We start from the raw sequence: 15,309 nt of genomic DNA, 5'->3' as shown, positions 1-15,309 counted from the left end.
CTGACGCATTAATTTATATTGAAATATATGATTTAGCTCAGCTCTTATCCGAGCGAAGCGAGTTGAAGAAATGATTACCGCTGTGGTGTAAATCATGAGAGTGGGACAGAAATCGGTAATTCATTAGAATTCGATTTCGTCGTCCCACCTCCGCACAGTTGAGTAGGGCTGTAAAAGCTGATGAAATCAGCGTAGTAGAGCCCACTCAACCACTGCGTCTTGATCGACAATCCAAAGACAATTGAGAGGCTAGGACTTTTGTCCCAGCCTCATGACAGGGGATTTTTGAAATATTAGGCTCAAAAATAAGCAATGAAACCGGAGGTTTGCTTGCGTCCCCACCACTTAAGACAATTATAAAAAAGTTAAGGAATAAAAATGACTGAATACAAAAAAATTATCGTGACAGGTGGAGCTGGTTTTATCGGTTCTAACTTTGTCCACTATGTTTACAATAACTTTCCAGATGTCCATGTGACAGTGCTGGACAAGCTGACTTACGCGGGTAATCGTGCCAATATCGAAGAAATTTTAGGCGACCGAGTAGAGTTGGTTGTTGGAGATATTGCTGACGCAGCCTTGGTTGATAAGCTAGCAGCTGAAGCTGATGCAATTGTTCACTATGCGGCAGAAAGCCACAATGACAACTCGCTCAATGACCCGAGTCCATTTATCCACACCAACTTCATCGGAACCTATACACTTTTGGAAGCAGCACGTAAATACGACATTCGTTTCCACCATGTATCGACTGATGAAGTCTATGGCGACCTGCCTCTACGAGAAGACTTGCCAGGTCATGGAGAAGGACCAGGCGAGAAATTTACCGCCGAAACCAAGTACAATCCAAGTTCGCCTTACTCATCAACCAAGGCGGCTTCAGACTTGATCGTTAAAGCTTGGGTGCGCTCATTTGGTGTCAAAGCGACTATTTCTAACTGTTCAAACAACTATGGTCCTTACCAGCACATTGAGAAGTTCATCCCGCGCCAGATCACCAATATCCTGAGTGGTATCAAGCCAAAACTTTACGGTGAAGGTAAAAACGTCCGTGACTGGATTCATACCAATGACCATTCATCAGGCGTTTGGACGATTCTGACCAAAGGTCAAATCGGTGAAACTTACTTGATTGGTGCTGATGGTGAGAAGAACAATAAGGAAGTGCTGGAGCTGATTCTCAAGGAAATGGGGCAGCCAGCTGATGCTTATGACCATGTGACCGATCGTGCAGGTCACGACCTTCGCTATGCCATTGATGCTAGCAAGCTTCGTGATGAATTAGGTTGGAAACCTGAGTTCACTAACTTTGAAGCGGGTCTCAAAGAAACCATCAAGTGGTACACGGACAATCAAGACTGGTGGAAATCAGAAAAAGAAGCGGTCGAAGCCAACTATGCTAAGACTCAGGAAGTGATTAAATAAATTAAAATTGAAGCAGGTGTGCGAAACAAGGTAAAAAATGTAGAGTTTTTAGTAGCCTATCTCAAATCGTAGGAATTAGCTACCAGGCCTATCTGAATCTTTTATGATACAAAAATGAGGTTGAGACGATTATTGTCCTAGCCTCTTTTTCGTAATGTTTAGCCTCTTAGAGTAGATTTTTCAAAAGAAAGTTTTTAAAAAAATTTGCTATAATAGACCTATGAACAAGCTAATCCAATCAAAGCTGGAACTGCTACCGACCAGTCCCGGCTGTTACATTCACAAGGACAAAAACGGTATCATTATCTATGTCGGAAAAGCCAAGAATCTACGTAATCGGGTTCGCTCTTATTTCCGTGGCAGCCACGACACCAAGACGGAGGCCTTGGTTTCCGAGATTGAGGATTTTGAGTTTATTGTCACCGAGTCCAACATTGAGGCTTTGCTCCTAGAAATCAATCTAATCAAGGAAAATAAGCCCAAGTACAATATCATGCTCAAGGACGATAAGTCCTATCCTTTTATTAAGATTACCAATGAGACATATCCACGCCTGATTATCACGCGCCAAGTCAAAAAGGACGGCGGTCTTTACTTCGGTCCTTATCCGAATGTCGGTGCAGCCAATGAAATCAAGCGTTTGCTCGATCGAATTTTCACTTTCAAAAAATGTACCAATCCACCTGCAAAAGTCTGTTTTTATTATCACTTGGGGCAATGTGAAGCCCATACGATTTGCAAGCGGGATAGCCAGTATTTCAAGAATATGGCTCAGGAAGTGTCGGACTTTCTCAAAGGTCAGGACGATAAGATTATCGATGAGCTCCGTGATAAGATGAATAAAACAGCTGCAGCTATGCAGTTTGAGCGAGCAGCTGAATATCGTGACCTGATTCAAGCTATTGGAACCTTGCGAACCAAGCAGCGGGTCATGGCCAAGGATTTACAGAATCGTGATGTTTTTGGTTACTATGTGGACAAGGGCTGGATGTGCGTCCAAGTCTTCTTTGTCCGCCAGGGCAAACTAATCGAGCGTGATGTCAATCTTTTCCCTTATTACAATGATCCGGACGAAGACTTCCTGACCTATATCGGCCAGTTTTACCAAGAAAAGTCCCACCTCAAGCCCAATGAAATCTTAATTCCATCAGACATTGATGAAGAAGCTGTTCGGGCCATGGTGGATACCAAAGTAGTCAAGCCTCAGCGAGGCGAAAAGAAACAGTTGGTCAATCTGGCTATTAAGAATGCTCGGGTCAGCCTCCAGCAGAAATTTGACCTTTTGGAGAAATCCGTTGAGAAAACGCAGGGGGCTATAGAAAATCTAGGGAAGCTCCTTAACATTCCGACACCAGTTCGAATCGAGTCTTTCGATAACTCCAACATCATGGGGACCAGTCCCGTCTCAGCTATGGTGGTCTTTGTCAATGGTAAGCCTAGCAAGAAGGATTACCGCAAATACAAAATCAAGACCGTAGTAGGGCCGGACGACTACGCCAGTATGCGAGAGGTCATCAAGCGGCGCTATAGTCGGGTCATTCGTGACGGGCTGACGCCACCAGATCTGATTGTCATTGATGGTGGACAGGGCCAGGTCAATGTCGCTAAAGAAGTTATCCAGGAGCAGTTGGGACTGGATATTCCCATCGCTGGACTACAAAAAAATGACAAGCACCAGACTCATGAATTGCTCTTTGGTGATCCTCTGCAAGTCGTAGAATTATCTCGTAATTCGCAGGAATTTTTCCTTCTCCAGCGCATCCAAGATGAGGTGCACCGCTTTGCCATTACCTTCCACCGTCAGCTTCGGTCTAAGAATTCCTTCTCATCACAACTCGATGGTATCGAAGGCTTGGGGCCAAAACGTAAGCAAAATCTCATGAAGCATTTCAAATCTCTGACCAAGATTAAGGAAGCCAGTGTCGATGAAATCGTCGAAGTGGGCGTACCGCGAGCGGTGGCAGAAGCTGTGCAGGCAAAACTCAATCAAACAGAGCCATCCCGTCCCTTGTTAGAAGTGGCGGAACCCTTAGCAGAATTGGATAGTTAGTATATAAACTAAGACCGTGCAAGCGGTCTTTTGTGGTATAATGGAGGTATTCTAGGAGGAAATATATGAACCACAAAATCGCAATTCTATCTGATATACATGGGAATACCACGGCCTTGCAGGCAGTTCTGTCAGATGCTAAAAGACAGGAAGCAACAGAATATTGGCTTTTGGGGGATATTTTTCTCCCTGGTCCGGGGGGAAATGATTTGCTATCCTTGTTAAAAGGTCTTCCTATCACGGCGTCTGTTCGTGGAAACTGGGATGATTGTGTCTTAGAGGCTTTAGATGGACAATATGGCTTAGAAGACCCACAGGAAGTCCAGCTCTTGCGTATGACGCAGTATTTGATGGAGCGAATGGATCCTGATCAGATCGCTTGGCTGCGGAGTCTGCCTATGGTTGCGAAGAAAGAAATTGATGGCCTGCGTTTTTCGCTCTCTCATAATTTGCCTGACAAAAACTATGGTGCTGACTTACTGGTTGATAATGATACGGACAAATTTGACCAGCTACTTGATGAGGAGACTGATGTGGCAGTTTATGGTCATGTCCACAAGCAGTTGCTTCGCTATGGTAGCCAAGGGCAACAAATCATCAATCCAGGTTCGATTGGGATGCCCTATTTTGATTGGCAGGCTTTGAAAAATCACCGTGCCCAGTATGCCTTGATTGAAGTTGAAGACGGGGAACTGGTAAATATCCAATTCCGAAAAGTCGCCTATGACTACGAAGCAGAGTTAGAATTGGCCAAAGAAAAAGCTCTCCCTTTTATCGAAATGTATGAAGAATTACGACGTGAAGATAACTACCAAGGCCATAACCGAGAATTGTTGGTTTACTTGAATGACAAGTACGGTTACACTGAGGATGTGAGAAAATTTTTTGGAGAAAATGACGATTAATCCCCTGAAAGAAGGAAAGGTGAAAAAGAAGGCTAGAGTAGCTAAATCATCTAGTCATACTAATGAAGTTGTTGGATGATAATAGACTGGAGAAGTATCATGTTAGATATGAGAAATCAAAGTTTACATCTCCTTTTTGCAAGCTTCTATCTCGGACGTTGGTATTGTATCTGCATTTGGAATGGCCCTGCATTACTATTCTGTAGAAAAGAGGTAGCAGAACTTGAAAAGGGAATTTGGCTGGCTTGCCACAAACGTGCTTCAGCTATGATTTGACAATAAAATAATATTGTATTATAATATATGTATTCTTTATTTACAGGAGGCAATAATGAAAAAAATTATTACAGCTAGTGTAGCGCTTTTATCAGTTATCACTTTAGCAGCATGCTCAGGAAAAACAGCTTCAGAATCTTCTGGTAAAGCTTCAAGCTCGGTAGAAAAAAAATCTACTTCAGAGAATCAATCAAGTGGCTCTGAAACTTCATCAAAAACGGCTAGTTCAGATGCAGAACTGTCAGAAATTGTTCTCTTGACTGACGAAGAAATCGACAATGCAAAGACAATTGGCGATATGAAAGCTCTCTTTGGGAAGCTGATTGATAACTACCAAAAATACATTACTGAAATCGGGAAGAAAGTTCCAGAGGCTGGGAAAGAAGCTTACAATCAACAAGTAGAACCTGCAATTCAGTCTATGGAAGCTTCTAGAAAGGCATTTAATGACACGCTTTCAAGTGTTGGCTCAGACGACGCAGAACTTCCAGAACAAAGTCGTGCCCTATTTGTTCAACAGTTGAAAACAGGACGTGATACCATGAAGAAAGCGATTGAAGGGGCTTATAAAGCTCTTGCTCCTCTCACATCTGGACAATAATATCAACAAAGTAGGTGAGCTATCACCTGCTTTTTCTATGCTAAAATTTAAAAAGAGAAGCAAAGAAAGGACACTTTGAGAGAAAAGTTTGAATGTACAAGTTCCTGAGTGTTTTCTTATTTAGAGAAATCTGTAAAAATAGAGAATAGCTACTGAAAACATTCCTAACACTTTTTTAGTCAGGTTCCTTTCCATGGAAAATCCCTGCAAACTCTTACAAAATGTGATAAAATGAAGCTAGTAGATTTAGAAAAGGAAGTTACTATGAAATTTCTTGAGTTAAATAAAAAACGTCATGCGACTAAGCATTTTAACGATAAACCCGTAGATCCAAGGGATGTGCGGACTGCGATTGAGATTGCGACTTTGGCCCCCAGTGCTCACAATAGTCAGCCTTGGAAGTTCGTTGTCGTGCGGGAACGCAATCAGGCTTTAGCCGAGACAGCTTTCGGTGGTAATGTGGACCAGATTAAGGAAGCACCAGTAACCATTGCCCTCTTTACGGATACAGATTTGACAAAGCGAGCTCGTAAGATTGCGCGCGTAGCTGGAGTGAGGAATTTCTCAGATGAGCAGCTCCAATTTTACATGCAGAATTTACCAGCTGAGTTTGCTCGCTACAATGATCAGCAAAAGAGTGATTATTTAGCACTTAATGCTGGTCTGGTGGCCATGAATCTTGTCCTAGCTCTGACTGACCAAGGTATCGGATCCAATATCATTTTAGGTTTCGACAAATCCAAAGTCAATGAGGTTTTGGAGATTGACGAGCGTTTCCGTCCAGAGCTCTTGATTACTGTTGGCTATACAGACGATAAGTTAGAGCCTAGCTATCGTTTGCCAGTCGATGAGATTATTGAGAAACGTTGATAAAATTCTATTTTTAGGATTTACGATTTAATTCGATAGATAGTTTGTTTTAAATCGAATGATGTATTGAGGTGAAATAATGACAATTGATTTTAAAGTAGAAGTTGAAAAACGCAGAGAAGCCCTCTTGACTGACTTGTTCAGCCTTTTGGAAATTAACTCAGAGCGGGACGATTCAAAGGCAGATAAGGAAAATCCTTTTGGGCCCGGTCCTGTTCAAGCCCTACATAAATTTTTAGAAATCGCTGAACGCGATGGCTATAAAACGAAGAATGTGGACAATTATGCCGGGCACTTTACTTTTGGCGAGGGAGAAGAAGAATTAGGAATTTTTGCTCACATGGATGTGGTGCCAGCTGGAAGTGGCTGGAATACAGATCCTTATAAACCTGAAATCATTGATGGCAAGCTTTATGCGCGTGGATCGTCTGATGACAAAGGACCAACCATGGCTTGTTACTATGGTTTGAAAATCATCAAAGACTTGGGATTGCCAGTATCTAAGCGCGTGCGCTTTGTGGTGGGGACAGATGAGGAATCAGGTTGGCAAGACATGGACTATTATTTCAAACATGTAGGCCTGCCTGAGCCAGACTTTGGTTTCTCGCCAGACGCGGAATTCCCAATTATTAACGGAGAAAAAGGTAATATCACAGAATATCTCCACTTTGGTAACAGTAATGATGGCAGCTTTAAACTCAAGAGCTTCACTGGCGGACTTCGCGAGAATATGGTACCTGAATCAGCAACAGCTATTTTTACGTCACCAGTTGATGCAGCTGAATTGGATGAGAAATTGCAAGAGTTTGCGGCTGGCCACAAGCTTTCAGCTAGTCTGAAAGCAAATGGCGACGCTCTTGAAGTGACGGTTATTGGGAAGTCTGCTCACGGTTCTACACCAGAGGATGGTATCAACGGAGCAACCTACTTGGCTCTCTTCCTCAACCAATTTGACTTTGCAGGAGATGCCAAAGCTTATCTGGAAGTGGCAGCACAAGTTCTGCACAACGATTTCGCTGGCGAGAAGTTAGGAATTGCTTATACAGATGCTAAAATGGGCGCTCTCAGTATGAACGCAGGTGTTTTCGATTTCGATAGTGCTAAGGATGACAATACCATTGCTCTTAATATTCGTTACCCACAAGGAACTGATCCAAAAACGATTCAGGCTGATCTTGAAAAAGTTGCTGGTGTCGTATCAGTGAGCCTATCTGAGCATGGACACACTCCGCACTATGTCCCAGCAGATGATGAATTGGTAGCAACTCTTTTGAGTGTTTACGAAAAACAAACAGGTCTCAAAGGACATGAGCAAGTCATCGGTGGCGGAACCTTTGGCCGTCTTTTGAAGCGCGGTGTGGCTTTCGGTGCTATGTTCCCAGACTATGTCAACACCATGCACCAAGCCAACGAATTTACTGATGTAGAAGACCTTTTCCGTGCTGCGGCCATTTACGCGGAGGCTATCTACGAGCTAATCAAATAAAAAAGAAGAACTCGTTTGGCCTTGCTGGATGAGTTTCTTTGCAAGGAGCTGTCATGCAAACAATAGAGGACATTGCCAAGGCCATCATGGCTGATCCAGAAAATCAGAAATATACAGAGCAGGGTATCAAGCCGCTTTTTGCGGCGCCTAAGAAAGCTCGAATTAACATTGTCGGTCAGGCACCAGGTCTTAAAACCCAGCAGGCGGGGCTTTACTGGAAGGACAAGAGTGGAGACCGATTGAGAGAATGGCTGGGTGTTGATGAAGAGACTTTTTACAATTCAGGCTATTTTGCAGTGCTTCCTATGGATTTTTATTTCCCAGGATATGGAAAGTCTGGAGATTTACCGCCTCGTAAGGGCTTTGCTGAAAAGTGGCATCAGCCGATTTTAGAGCTTTTACCAGATATTGAGCTGACAATTTTGATTGGTCAGTATGCGCAGAAATACTATCTGCAACAAAAAGGCATTGTTAAGCTGACCGAGACTGTCCAACATTATCAAGACTACCTGCCGGAATTTTTCCCTTTGGTACATCCATCTCCTCGCAATCAAATCTGGATGGCTAAAAATCCTTGGTTTGCGGAGCAGATTGTGCCAAATTTGCGGTCTCGTGTGCAGGAAATTATATTAAAGTGAGAGCAAAAGACTTCCTACAAGATATTTTTTGGGTGTCACACTTCGTAGAAACTTACAATTTGTATCACTGTTAGGCGATTTCAGACTAGATTTGTAAGAAATGACTCTTTAAATCAAATTGCTAGATTATTTGCAAAATAGGAAAAATAAAGAAGGTGTCTCATGAAACAATTATTTTTATGTTCATATTTTGCGGGAGTCAGGGACTTGTTCAGACAATATGCGTCTGAAAAGCAATTGGGAAAACAAGTACTTTTTATCCCGACGGCTGGAAATGTAGAAGAGTACAGGGGTTATATTGACGAAGCACTGCAGTCCTTTGCGAACTTGGGATTTCAAGTAGAGGTCTTGGATATTTCATTTTGTGATAGAGAAACGGCTCAGGCCAAAATTTTTCAAAGCAAACTCCTTTATATTGCGGGTGGCAATAGCTTCTATCTTTTGCAGGAATTGAAAAAGAAGCATTTGCTCAGTTTGATACGGGAGCAGATTGCAGATGGGATGGTCTATGTAGGCGAATCCGCTGGCGCTATCATCACAGCTGAGGATATTGACTACAGCAAGCTCATGGATGATAAGGGAGTGGCAGGTGAACTGTCTGATACAGCGGCACTAAACGAGGTGGATTTTTATGTCCTTCCTCATGTAGGCGAAGAACCATTTGCCGAAAGCACTCAGGCAATTCTAGATACTTACGGAGACAAGCTCAACCTGCTGCCAATCAATAATAGCCAAGCTGTGCTTGTGGAGGGTGAAGAAGTGCGGGTTTTGGAGGAAAATAAATAAGAATGCGGGTGTAGTATTTTGATTGAAAAGACATACGAAACATCAAGTGGAGTCATTCACTATTGGACAAATGATATGGATGCATCAGCGAAAAGTGCTCTTATCTTTTTACCTGGACTTACAGCTGACCATAGATTATTTGACAAACAAATAGAGTATTTTAAAGACAAATATAGAGTCCTGGTGTGGGATGCTCCAGGCCACGCGTCATCTTATCCTTTTAAGCTCAATTTTAGCTTGTTTGATATGGCGAAATGGCTAGATGGAATATTTGTCAAAGAGAGAATAGAGAATCCAATACTAATTGGTCAGTCAATGGGAGGATATGTAGGACAGGTTTATGCTCAACTTTTTCCTGAGAAATTAAAAGGCCTTGTTACGATTGATTCACCTTCCATGCAACGGAAGTATTATACAGCTATGGAGTTGTGGCTCTCAAAAAATATGGAGGCAATTTATAGAATCTATCCATGGAAATCTCTTTTGAAATCTGGGCCTAAAAGCGTATCAACAACAGATTATGGAAGAAAACTGATGTATGATATGATGATGGTTTATGATGGCAATCAAGAAAGGTATGCTCGTCTTGCGGGATACGGATATAAGATATTTTCAGAAGCAGTAGAGAAGAATCTATCTTATGAAGTAAAATGTCCACAATTGGTTATATGTGGAAAAGAAGATCGTGCAGGGTCTTGCATACGATATTTGAAGGCCTATGAAAGAAATACTGGAAAGTCTGTTAAATGGATTGATAAGGCGGGACATAATTCTAATACCGACCAACCCGATATTGTCAATAGACTGATTGATGAATTTTTGAATAACAAAATTAAAGAAAAGCTTGGTTGAAAGACCGGCTTTTTGATATAATAGACTTTATGAACACAAAAGATAAAATTTCAAATTATCAACTGTTGCTAGATCAGTTGGAAGCCTTGCTGGATGGTGAGACCAATGCCTTGGCAAATCTGTCGAATGCTAGCGCCCTGCTCAATCAAGCCCTGCCTAATTCTGTTTTTACTGGTTTCTATCTTTTTGATGGGTGCGAGCTGATTTTGGGGCCCTTTCAAGGGGGCGTTTCTTGTGTCCACATTGCATTAGGTAAGGGAGTCTGCGGGGAGTCAGCTGAGAAAGAGCAGACGATCATTGTGGATGACGTCACCCAGCATGCCAACTATATCTCCTGTGATAGCAGGGCTAAGAGTGAGATTGTACTGCCGATGATAAAAGACGGTCGCCTTCTGGGAGTGCTGGATTTGGACTCAGCCTTGACGGGTGATTATGATAAGGTAGATCAAGAATATCTGGAAAGGTTCGTCCAGATTTTGCTTGAAAAAACGACTTGGAATTTTGAAATGTTTGGAGAAAAAGCCTAATGTATCAAGCTTTATATCGGAAATACCGCAGTCAGACCTTTGGTCAGCTGGTGGGTCAGCAAGTAGTGGCCACCACCCTGCGGCAGGCTGTGGAGCAAGGGAAAATCAGCCATGCTTATCTCTTTTCTGGCCCGCGTGGAACAGGGAAAACCAGTGTTGCCAAGATTTTTGCTAAGGCTATGAACTGTCCTAATCAAAAGGACGGTGAGCCTTGCAATGACTGCTATATCTGTCAGGCTATCACTGAGGGGAGCCTTGAAGACGTCATCGAAATTGACGCGGCCTCTAATAATGGAGTTGATGAGATTCGTGATATTCGAGACAAGTCTACCTATGCACCTAGTCTCGCCAAGCACAAGGTCTATATCATTGACGAGGTGCACATGCTCTCGACAGGGGCTTTTAACGCCTTGCTCAAGACCTTGGAAGAACCGACAGAAAACGTAGTCTTTATCCTAGCGACGACAGAGTTGCATAAGATTCCAGCGACCATTCTTTCCCGCGTCCAGCGTTTTGAGTTTAAGTCTATCAAGACACAGGACATTATTGGTCATATTGAGTGGATTTTGGAGCAGGAAGGGATTGATTTTGAGCAGGAAGGTGTGCAGATTATTGCCCGTCGAGCTGAAGGCGGTATGCGAGATGCCCTTTCTATTCTTGATCAGGCTCTTAGCTTGACTCAGGAAAATCGTTTGACTACGGACATTGCTGAGGAAATCACAGGCTCTATCAGCTTGGGAGCCTTGGATGCCTATGTGGCTGCCTTGATTGCTCATGATGCAGTTGCAGCCTTGGATAATCTCAATCTGATTTTTGACAGTGGCAAAAACATGGCTCGCTTCGTGACGGACCTCCTGCAATATCTGCGTGATTTGCTCATTGTCAAAACTGGCGGGGAGAATACTCATGCCAGCGAGCTTTTTCTGGAAAATCTCAAGATACCGCAGGAGACTCTCTTTGCCATGATTGAGATGGCGACCAAGAGTCTGGTAGACATCAAAAACAGCCTGCAACCTAAGATTTATACGGAGATGATGACCATTCGGCTGGCCGAGGAAAAAATAGGCTTGGATGAGATTCCTGACAACTTGGCAGAAGAATTGGGGAAGCTCAAGCAGGAAATCCAGCAGCTCAAGCAGCAATTAGCCAACGTCGGCAGTCAGCCAGCTCCAGCAGTTAAAAGAGCAGAAGTACGACCTCAGAAATCCAAGACTTATCGGGTGGACCGTAATAAGGTCAATGCCATCTTGGAAGAAGCGGTGGAAAATCCTGAATTGGCTCGTGGTAATTTGACCAAGCTGCAAAATGCTTGGGGAGAAATTATCGAGAGTCTGGCAGGCGCGGACAAGGCTCTGCTCATTGGTTCGCAGCCGGTAGCGGCCAACGAAAACCATGCTATTTTGGCTTTTGAATCTAATTTTAATGCTGAGCAGACCATGAAAAGAGAAAATCTCAATACCATGTTTGGGAATCTGCTCAGCAATGCTGCTGGGTTTTCACCAGATATTCTGGCCATTTCTCTGGAAGATTGGACTCAGATACGGGCAGAATTTTCAGCTAGAAGTCGTAGCAATAAAGCAGAAGCAGCTGAAAAGCAGGAAGAAAGCTGGATTCCTGAGGGATTTGATTTCTTAGCAGAGAAAATCACTGTACAGGATGACTGAATTTAGATTTTTGCTGTTTTTCATGCTATAATAGAATTATGAATAGACGACAATTTATTGTAATGGCGGCTTTTACAGCCCTAGAAACTTATTTTTTTAACGAAGCAATCATGTCTGAACATTACCTGATGGCTATTTTCTGGGCCTTTCTGATTGGGCGCAATCTGCAAATTAGCTATGTCATGGGGCGGATTGTGGATGAAATTGATAAACATTTGAAGAATAAGTAAATGTTCAAAGTGAAATAAATGGCTCCTTGTCACCACAGTAGGTGACAAGGAGCCATTTTTCTTATCTTCTGAAAGGTGCTAGCTAAGCAGTTGCTTCCATTTTGCCTTTACCAGCTGATGAGGGAAACTTCCCCGCTGTTGAGCCAGATTTCCTGTCCGTTCCCCAACTGGACTAGGAGTTGGCCACTGTCTGAGATGTCACGGGCGATCCCCTTATAGGTTTGATTGTTTTGATGGAAGCTCACTTGTCGGCCTAGAACTAGGGATTGCTTCTTGTAAAGGTAAATGAGCTCCTCTGGGTCACTTTCGTAGAAGCAGGTCCAAATTTCTGCAATCAATTCATTTCTGGTGATGGGAGCTGGGGCGCTAAAGAGCGATCCAGCCTTATTTTGCAGTTCCTTGGGGAAGTCACTAATGCAAAAATTAAAACCAACTCCGATAATGACATCTGTGACGAGGCCAGTTTCGATTGAAGTAGTGGCTTCGGTCAAAATGCCAGCAATTTTCTTATTTTTGTAGTAGATATCATTGACCCACTTGATGTCCACATCCATGAGGGTCAAATTTTTGACTGCCTTATAAATAGCCCCTGCTGTCAGAATGGTATAGGAAGGAATTTGCTCAAAAGGCAGGTTGGGCTTGAGATGGAGGGACATATAAAAGCCACCTTGATTGGGACAGAAAAAGGATCGTCCGAAGCGGCCGCGGCCGGCTGATTGAGCAGCAGCCAGATAGAGGGTGTTTGCCTCACCACCCGCTTCCATACCTGCTTTTGCATCCATCTGAGTAGATTGGCAGTTGGGGTTGAAGGAAACCTTGATAGGTGCCTCTTGCTCAATCAGGTCTGGAATCAGTAAATCTCCTGTTTTAAGCTTATAGCCACGATTTTTAACAGAATCAATCTGCACCCCTTCTTTTTCCAAGCGCTGAATGGCCTTCCAAATGGAGGTTCTGGAAATGCCTAATGTCTGAGCCAGGCTTTCTCCGTTAACATAATCGTCAGCTTGGCTGAGAATGGTAAATAATTTTTCGTAGGTTTTCATTCGTTCTTTTTCTGTTAGATACTGCTTTCTCGAATGGTCAGCTTGGTAGAAAGTTTGACCATATAGGGAATGGATTTCTCTTCGGATGCTAAACTTTGATCCAGAATATGCAGAGCCTGCTTGCCCATTTCTTCTGTAAAAACGGTGACCGTACTGAGACTTGGATAGATGTACTTAGCAATAGAGGTATCATTAAATGAAATGATGCTGACATCTTGGGGAACCTGGATTCCGTGTTCTTGCAGAGCCCTTAAGGCACCGATAGCCAAAGCATCGCTAGAGATGAAGAAGGCGGGTGGCAGCTGGTTTTTGTACTCGCTAAGAAGCTCAGTCATCATCTGATAGCCTGATTCCGAAGAAAAATTGCCCACTTTAACAAAGTCAGGTTGAAAGATTCCTTTGTCAGATAGATACCGCTGAAAGCTCGCCAGACGAGGGTCACTGATGATGCTAGTCTGGTCAGAGGTTCTTTCTTGCCCGGCAATCATGCCAATCTGTTCAAAACCAGAGGCTATGAAGTGCTGAAGAACTTTCTGTACAGCATTCTCAAAATCAACCGTTACACAGCTGTGGCCTGCATTGAGCGTATCACTGTCGACAAAAACTAAGTGGTTGCTATACTGCTCCAGCTGCTGAATTTGAACTGGGCTAAATTTGCCGATAGCAATCAAGCCATCAATGTCTTTCAATTGCTCAAGAGAATCATTTTGAAACACTCTGAGAATCTCATAGCCCAATTCTTGGGCTTTTTTTTCAATACCCAAGCGAATAGAGTAGTAGTAGAGGTCATCAAGCTCTTCCTGCTCGGTGTACCATTCGATAAGCCCGATACGGTAGGCTTGAGTCCTGTTTGGCTTAGTTTTTCTTGATTTTTTATAGTTTAGCTGCTCAGCAATGTCAAAAATCTTTTTTCGAGTGCGATCACTGACCGACATGGCAGGGTCGTAGTTGAGTACGCGAGAGACCGTAGCGGGAGAGACCCCAGCAGCTTGGGCAATATCCTTAATCGTAGCCATTTGATTTGGTCCTTTTTAATTTACTGTCTACATAAATTATAACTCAAAAAATAGTAAATATCAAAGTTAAGTTTAGTAAAACTTAACTTTGTTCTCGAAATGAGCTGGGTGAAAAGCCAAAATATTTTTTAAAAGCCTTTGAAAAGTAAAGGGGATCTGAGAAACCGACAGAATAGGCGATAAATTGGATAGGCTCACGGGTGCTTTCGAGGAGTTGTTTAGCTCGATGCATCCGTATATAATGCAGATACTCTTTGGGAGAGAGTCCATTGTATTCTTTAAAAATGGTTGTCAAATAGCTGCGATTGACATTTAGTTCATTAGCAATACCTTGAATGCTCAGTTGTTCAAGCGGATAGCGAGTTTCTAGAATACGTTTGGTATCTATATACAACTGATAAGTGGAATTTTGTTGTTTCAGGAGCTGTTGGTTTGGTGCGAGTTTCCCTAGTTTAAATAGTAGTTCATAGAGCATGGCGAGAAGTTGTAAATGACTTAACATGGTAGATTGGGAATGTTCAGCTTCTTGAATAATATCTATAATAAACTTTCCCAAACTACCAGTAGGAGTAGTACTTGAATTTCTTAGAAATCCTGTTTTGCCAATTTCTGATAAGTTAAAATAATCCGAAACCTTTGTTCCACTAATTCCGAGCCAATAATAGGACCAAGGATCTTCAAAATCTGCTTTATAGTAAGTTAGTTCGTTTGGTTTTAGTAGGAATAAATCACCAGCTTTCAGGAAAATTTGTTCTCCTTTATAGTGAAAGACACCTTTGCCTTTTGTAATAAAATGAAGGACGAAACCGTCACGAATAGCAGGCCCGAAAGAATAGTTCGGCTGGCAATCCTCATAGCCGTAAAAGTCTAATAATAAATCAATTGTTCCCGTCTGGTATTCAGAAAATATAAGCATACTTTTTACATCTCCGTACATTAG

At 42.7% G+C, this 15,309-nt stretch carries 16 protein-coding genes; 13 read left to right on the top strand and 3 right to left on the bottom strand.

The window, feature by feature from the left end; genetic code table 11:
- Nucleotides 1–378 precede the first annotated feature (378 nt).
- The 13 genes from rfbB (at nt 379) to AC5FEC_RS00970 (ending at nt 12,310) form a co-directional block, all read left to right on the top strand.
- A complete protein-coding gene (gene rfbB, locus AC5FEC_RS01030) occupies nt 379–1,425 on the top strand; it encodes a dTDP-glucose 4,6-dehydratase (RefSeq protein ID WP_002909476.1) in 1,047 nt (348 codons plus the stop codon).
- Between the two features lie 220 nt (nt 1,426–1,645).
- Entirely contained in the window at nt 1,646–3,475 is a 1,830-nt protein-coding gene (gene uvrC, locus AC5FEC_RS01025; protein ID WP_493661008.1) for an excinuclease ABC subunit UvrC, read from the top strand.
- 65 nt (nt 3,476–3,540) lie between these two features.
- Nucleotides 3,541–4,380 (top strand): metallophosphoesterase family protein, encoded by an 840-nt coding sequence (locus AC5FEC_RS01020; RefSeq protein ID WP_493661007.1) that lies wholly within the window; start codon nt 3,541–3,543, stop codon nt 4,378–4,380.
- Nucleotides 4,381–4,479: 99 nt separating this feature from the next.
- Nucleotides 4,480–4,656, top strand: coding sequence for a hypothetical protein (locus AC5FEC_RS01015; RefSeq protein WP_156956303.1), 177 nt, complete (start codon nt 4,480–4,482; stop codon nt 4,654–4,656).
- Nucleotides 4,657–4,711: 55 nt separating this feature from the next.
- Nucleotides 4,712–5,257: a hypothetical protein gene (locus tag AC5FEC_RS01010; RefSeq protein WP_037617215.1), complete on the top strand. Its 546-nt coding sequence runs from the start codon at nt 4,712–4,714 to the stop codon at nt 5,255–5,257.
- Nucleotides 5,258–5,521: 264 nt separating this feature from the next.
- The gene (locus tag AC5FEC_RS01005; protein ID WP_037617212.1) at nt 5,522–6,127 is read left to right on the top strand and encodes a nitroreductase family protein; all 606 of its coding nucleotides are present in this window, start codon (nt 5,522–5,524) and stop codon (nt 6,125–6,127) included.
- 79 nt (nt 6,128–6,206) lie between these two features.
- Entirely contained in the window at nt 6,207–7,613 is a 1,407-nt protein-coding gene (pepV, locus tag AC5FEC_RS01000; protein WP_493661006.1) for a dipeptidase PepV, read from the top strand.
- A gap of 53 nt (nt 7,614–7,666) precedes the next feature.
- Complete coding sequence (locus AC5FEC_RS00995; RefSeq protein WP_217472748.1) at nt 7,667–8,251, top strand: uracil-DNA glycosylase family protein; 585 nt, start codon at nt 7,667–7,669, stop codon at nt 8,249–8,251.
- A 162-nt stretch (nt 8,252–8,413) separates the two neighbouring features.
- Entirely contained in the window at nt 8,414–9,037 is a 624-nt protein-coding gene (locus tag AC5FEC_RS00990) for a Type 1 glutamine amidotransferase-like domain-containing protein (RefSeq protein WP_493661005.1), read from the top strand.
- A gap of 18 nt (nt 9,038–9,055) precedes the next feature.
- Nucleotides 9,056–9,889: an alpha/beta fold hydrolase gene (locus tag AC5FEC_RS00985; RefSeq protein ID WP_217472750.1), complete on the top strand. Its 834-nt coding sequence runs from the start codon at nt 9,056–9,058 to the stop codon at nt 9,887–9,889.
- A gap of 29 nt (nt 9,890–9,918) precedes the next feature.
- On the top strand, nt 9,919–10,416 hold the full coding sequence (locus tag AC5FEC_RS00980; RefSeq protein ID WP_037617253.1) for a GAF domain-containing protein: 498 nt from the start codon (nt 9,919–9,921) through the stop codon (nt 10,414–10,416).
- On the top strand, nt 10,416–12,080 hold the full coding sequence (dnaX, locus tag AC5FEC_RS00975) for a DNA polymerase III subunit gamma/tau (protein ID WP_493661004.1): 1,665 nt from the start codon (nt 10,416–10,418) through the stop codon (nt 12,078–12,080). The genes AC5FEC_RS00980 and dnaX overlap by 1 nt, the downstream gene beginning before the upstream one ends.
- 38 nt (nt 12,081–12,118) lie before the next feature.
- Complete coding sequence (locus tag AC5FEC_RS00970) at nt 12,119–12,310, top strand: DUF3272 family protein (protein WP_037617201.1); 192 nt, start codon at nt 12,119–12,121, stop codon at nt 12,308–12,310.
- Between the two features lie 107 nt (nt 12,311–12,417).
- Here the strand turns inward: AC5FEC_RS00970 and birA are convergent, their stop codons facing one another.
- From birA to AC5FEC_RS00955, 3 genes are all read right to left on the bottom strand, one after another.
- Entirely contained in the window at nt 12,418–13,353 is a 936-nt protein-coding gene (gene birA, locus AC5FEC_RS00965; protein WP_217472754.1) for a bifunctional biotin--[acetyl-CoA-carboxylase] ligase/biotin operon repressor BirA, read from the bottom strand.
- Nucleotides 13,354–13,367: 14 nt separating this feature from the next.
- A complete protein-coding gene (locus AC5FEC_RS00960) occupies nt 13,368–14,369 on the bottom strand; it encodes a LacI family DNA-binding transcriptional regulator (RefSeq protein WP_493661003.1) in 1,002 nt (333 codons plus the stop codon).
- An 82-nt stretch (nt 14,370–14,451) separates the two neighbouring features.
- Nucleotides 14,452–15,285 carry an AraC family transcriptional regulator gene (locus AC5FEC_RS00955; protein ID WP_493661076.1) on the bottom strand — a complete coding sequence of 278 codons (834 nt, stop codon included), beginning with the start codon at nt 15,283–15,285 and terminating at the stop codon, nt 14,452–14,454.
- Nucleotides 15,286–15,309: the final 24 nt, after the last annotated feature.

The sequence above is a fragment of the Streptococcus sp. STC1396 genome (assembly GCF_058933875.1).
This window is presented reverse-complemented; position numbering and strand designations above follow the sequence as displayed.